The following is a 4,042-nucleotide window of genomic DNA, read 5'->3' on the forward strand; positions in this document are numbered from 1 at the left end:
CGTCGGTTGTTCGTCTTGGGCTTGTACGTGAACCCGCTGACCTTGGGCCCCTTCTCCTCCCCGACGACCCGGGCCGAGACCGAGGCGCCAGCCAGGGCGTCCGGCCCGGCCAGCACGGTCTCGCCGTCGACCACCAGGACAGGCGTGAAGGAGACCTCGTCCCCCACGTCCAGGCCCAGGCGCTCGACCAGGACCCGCTCGCCCTCGCTCACGCGCGCCTGCTTGCCGCCCGTGGCGATCACCGCGTACATGAAGACAGAGCGTAGCAAGGACGCCCCGTGTGGCTTCACATCAGCGACTCGTCGAACACGATCCCCCGCCCGTTGCACGTGGGGCACTGCTGGGTGAACGACTCGACCAGGCCCTCGGAGACGCGCTTGCGCGTCATCTCCACCAGCCCGAGGTCCGAGATGTCCGAGACCTGGGTCCGGGTCTTGTCACGGGCGAGAGCCTCCTTGAACACCCGTGCCACCTCGGCCCGGTTCCCCCGGACCTCCATGTCGATGAAGTCGATGACGATGATCCCCCCGATGTCCCGCAGCCGCAGCTGTCGGGCGATCTCCTCGGCCGCCTCGAGGTTGTTGCGGTAGACAGTTTCTTCCAGGTTCGAGGTGCCGACGTTCTTGCCGGTGTTGACGTCGATGACGGTGAGGGCTTCTGTGCGCTCGATGATGATCGAGCCGCCCGAGGGGAGCCACACCTTGCGGTCGAGGGCCTTGTGGAGCTGCTCGTGGATGTGATGACGCTCGAAGAGCGGCAGACCCTCGTCCTCGGTGTCGTAGAGCTCGACCCGGTCGGTCAGCTCCGGGCTGATGCTGGCCACGTAGTCGCGGACCTCTTCGTAGAGGTCGGGGTCGTCGATCACCACGCCCCGGTACTGGCGGTTGAACTCCTCGCGGATGACGCGCACGGCGGTGTCGGGCTCGCGGTACAGCAGCGAAGGAACCGACACCCTCTTCGCCTGCGCCTCGATCCCCTGCCACTCGGCCACCAGCCGGGCCACGTCCCGACCGAGCTCGTCGGCCGAGGACCCCTCGGCCGCGGTGCGGACAATCAGCCCGTGGCCCGCCGGCCGCACCTCGTCGAGGATCCGCCGCAGGCGCTTCCGCTCGTCGTCGTCGAGGCGCCTCGAGATGCCGTAGGTATCGCTGTTGGGAACGAGCACGACGAAGCGTCCGGGCAGCGACACCTCCTGGGTGAGGCGGGCTCCCTTGGTCCCGATCGGGTTCTTGGTGACCTGACAGAGGATGTGCTGGCCGGGACGGAGCAGCTGCTCGATACGGGCGTCCGCCCGCTTGCCACCTTCGAGCACGTCCTCGGGGTCGTAACGGACGTCACCCCGGTAGAGCACGGCGTTCTTGGGCGTCCCGATGTCGACGAAGGCCGCTTCCATCCCCGGCAGCACGTTCTGCACGCGCCCGAGGTAGATGTTCCCGTCGATAAGGGTCTCGTCGTCCTGAGGACGCGACAGGTAGTGCTCGATGAGGGAGCGACCCTCCAGCACGGCCACCTGGGTGGCGTTGGGTTGCACGTGCACACACATGAGATAGCGGCCGACGGGCCGGCCATTTCGCTCCCGACCGCGGCCCCGGCCCCCGCGCTGGCGCCCGGCCTCCTGTCCGTCGCCGGCAGGAGCCGCGGGACTCTCGACTACCCGAGGACCCGCTGTCGCCGTGGGCTCCAACGCCGCCGCCCGGCCGCGGCCGCCCCGCCGTCGCCGGTTCCGCTGCTCGCCCGCAGGCTCGGGCGCGGCCCCTGATCTGGCGTCGGCGTCGGTCCGCTCGGCCCGGCCTCCCGGGCCGGCGGCGTCGCCCGCACCGCCTCGACGCCGACCGCTGCCGTCCTTCGCCCTCTGCCTGCCACCGGCGGGCCTGGTCCGGGACGGTGGCGGGGCCGGCCGGGTGTCTCCGATCTTCGGCCTCGGGGTGGGGCTGGCGGCGCTGGGCTCGTCCTCGGCCGCAGCGTCGTCGGCGCCGGGCTCCTCGGCGCCGGGCTCCTGACCCGAGGCAGCCTGGTCACCCGAGGCAGCCTGGTCACCCGTGGCAGCCTGATCGGCCTCGGCCGGCTGTGCGGCCGCATCGTCCTGCCGGCCTCCCGGGCCGGCTGCATCGTCGGGCCGGCCTCCCGGGCCGGCTGCAGCAGCCTCGTCGCCCGCTACGGTGCGCCGCGGCGAGCGACCCCGACCTCCCCGTGACCCTCGCCGCCGAGGGCGGGGGCGGGCGTCGGCGCCGGCGTCTTCGGCCGGCGGGGAGCCGGAGCTACCCGAGCCTGGGGCGGCCGGCCTCGGCGCAGCGAGGTCGTCGGCAGGCTCGGGATTGGAGGCTCCCTCCGAGCTCGTCCTGGGCGGGGGGGCCGAGCCCTCGGGGGCCGGGCCCTGTTCGGGGCCCGGGCCGCGATCGGACCGGCCCGTCGATGGGTCGGACATCAAAAACGTCCCTTCTCATGACGCACGCTCCCAGGCGTGCGGCGCGTGCGTCGCACCGGGCGGGAGCGGCTCCCACCGGGCGCCGTCGCGCTCGATCCATTGATGAGTCCTGCGGACGCGGCCCGCCTCTAGGCCAGGCCCGAGGGCCTGGAGAAGCTCGTGCGGGCGCACCCCGCGGGGGTGGGTGGCGAGCTCGGTGCCCAGCAGCGTGCCCTCCTGCTGGCCCTCGAGCACGCCGAGGGAGACGATGGCCGGTCGCAGGTCGTCGGTGACCTGGCGGCCCTTGCGCTCCCGAGTGACGAGCAGTTGGCTGGCCTTCAGCGCGCCGTCCACCAGACCGGCCATCTGCACCTGGCCCACGTCGACGACCTCCACCTCCCAGGAGCAGGAGGTGACATCGTGCTGGAGCGACGGGACCCGGCCGTCGAGCACGGCCGCCGCCAGCACGTCGACGCCATCGGGCAAGGCGTCGCTGAGGGCGGCCGGCAGGTCGGTGAGCTCATGCTCCCGGCCACCGGGACCGGCCAGCTCGACGTCGAGGTACTCGGCATCCGACTCGTGCCCGGTGGGCAGGGCCAGCCCGAAGCTGACCCGCGGTCGGGGTGAGAACCCCTCCGTGTAGGCGACCGGCAAGCGGACCCGACGGAGGGCCCGTTCCCACATGCGGGCAACGTCGCGGTGGCTCGTCCACCGGACCTTCCCCGTCTTGGCAAAGCGGATCCGTATCCTCACGGACGGACCCCCGTCATCCCTCTCGAGCCGGGCTCGTTGCTGGCCCGGCCTCCCGGGCCGGGCTCTCGGGCCGGCAACAGCGTGACCGGTACGGCGCCGCCGCTGGAGAGGTCCTGGCCGGTCCCCTGACTCCCGCCGGCGGGGGGGACGGGCGAGGCCACCACGTGCTCGATGCCGTACCCGGTGCAGGCGCCGCAGTCGTAACAGGGCGTCCACCGACAGTCCTCGACGCCAGCTTCCGCCAGAGCGTCTTCCCAGTCCTGCCAGAGGAAATCGCGATGCAGCCCGGCGGAGATGTGCTCCCAAGGCAGGAGCTCGTCGGGATGGCGGTGACGATGCACGTAGTCGTCGATCGAGAGCCCGTGGGCCGCCATCGCCTCCTCCCACAACGGCAGGCGGAAATGCTCGGACCACTCCTGGAACGTCCCCCCTCGGCGCCACACGTCCTCGATGACCGGACCAAGGCGGCGATCGCCCCTGCTGGCGATGCCCTCGACGAGCGTCGCCTCGGGGTCGTGCCACCGCAGGTTCAGCCCGCGGTCGCGCCGGGTGGCGTCGCGCAACAGGCGGATCCGGCGGTGCAGCTCGGCCGTGGTCGTCTGGCCGAACCACTGGAACGGCGTCTGCGGCTTGGGCACGAAGCCACCGACCGACGCGGTCACGGTCACGTGTCGGGCGTGACGCCGGCCGATGGCAACACAGTTGCGGGCCAGCTCGGCGATCCCGAGGACGTCCTCGTCGGTCTCGGTTGGAAGTCCGATCAGAAAGTAGAGCTTCACCCTCTGCCAACCCTGCGAGAAGGTCGACTCCATCGCACCGTAGAGGTCTTCCTCGCGGATGAGCTTGTTGATCACCTGGCGCATGCGCCAGGTCCCGCACTCTGGC

Annotated in this window: 5 protein-coding genes; 1 reads left to right on the plus strand and 4 read right to left on the minus strand. The window is 71.7% G+C overall.

The genetic code is table 11. The features are described from left to right. Together rplU and VH112_14785 are read right to left on the minus strand one after the other, a co-directional pair. On the minus strand, positions 1–251 hold a 251-nt coding region (gene rplU / locus VH112_14780), incomplete at its 3' end, for a 50S ribosomal protein L21 (protein ID HEX4541503.1). A gap of 35 nt (positions 252–286) precedes the next feature. Beyond that, on the minus strand, positions 287–1,537 hold the full coding sequence (locus VH112_14785; GenBank protein ID HEX4541504.1) for an Rne/Rng family ribonuclease: 1,251 nt from the start codon (positions 1,535–1,537) through the stop codon (positions 287–289). A gap of 136 nt (positions 1,538–1,673) precedes the next feature. Between VH112_14785 and VH112_14790 the strand changes: the two genes are divergently transcribed. After that, the gene (locus VH112_14790) at positions 1,674–2,000 is read left to right on the plus strand and encodes a hypothetical protein (GenBank protein HEX4541505.1); all 327 of its coding nucleotides are present in this window, start codon (positions 1,674–1,676) and stop codon (positions 1,998–2,000) included. Between the two features lie 440 nt (positions 2,001–2,440). On the opposite strand, the gene VH112_14795 is transcribed toward VH112_14790, so the two are convergent. Together VH112_14795 and VH112_14800 are read right to left on the minus strand one after the other, a co-directional pair. Continuing rightward, complete coding sequence (locus VH112_14795; protein ID HEX4541506.1) at positions 2,441–3,157, minus strand: TIGR03936 family radical SAM-associated protein; 717 nt, start codon at positions 3,155–3,157, stop codon at positions 2,441–2,443. Further along, a partial coding sequence (locus tag VH112_14800; GenBank protein ID HEX4541507.1) for a B12-binding domain-containing radical SAM protein occupies positions 3,154–4,042 on the minus strand: 889 nt, incomplete at its 5' end. The genes VH112_14795 and VH112_14800, both read right to left, overlap by 4 nt.

The organism is Acidimicrobiales bacterium, from assembly GCA_036270875.1.
GTDB lineage: Bacteria > Actinomycetota > Acidimicrobiia > Acidimicrobiales > AC-9 > AC-9.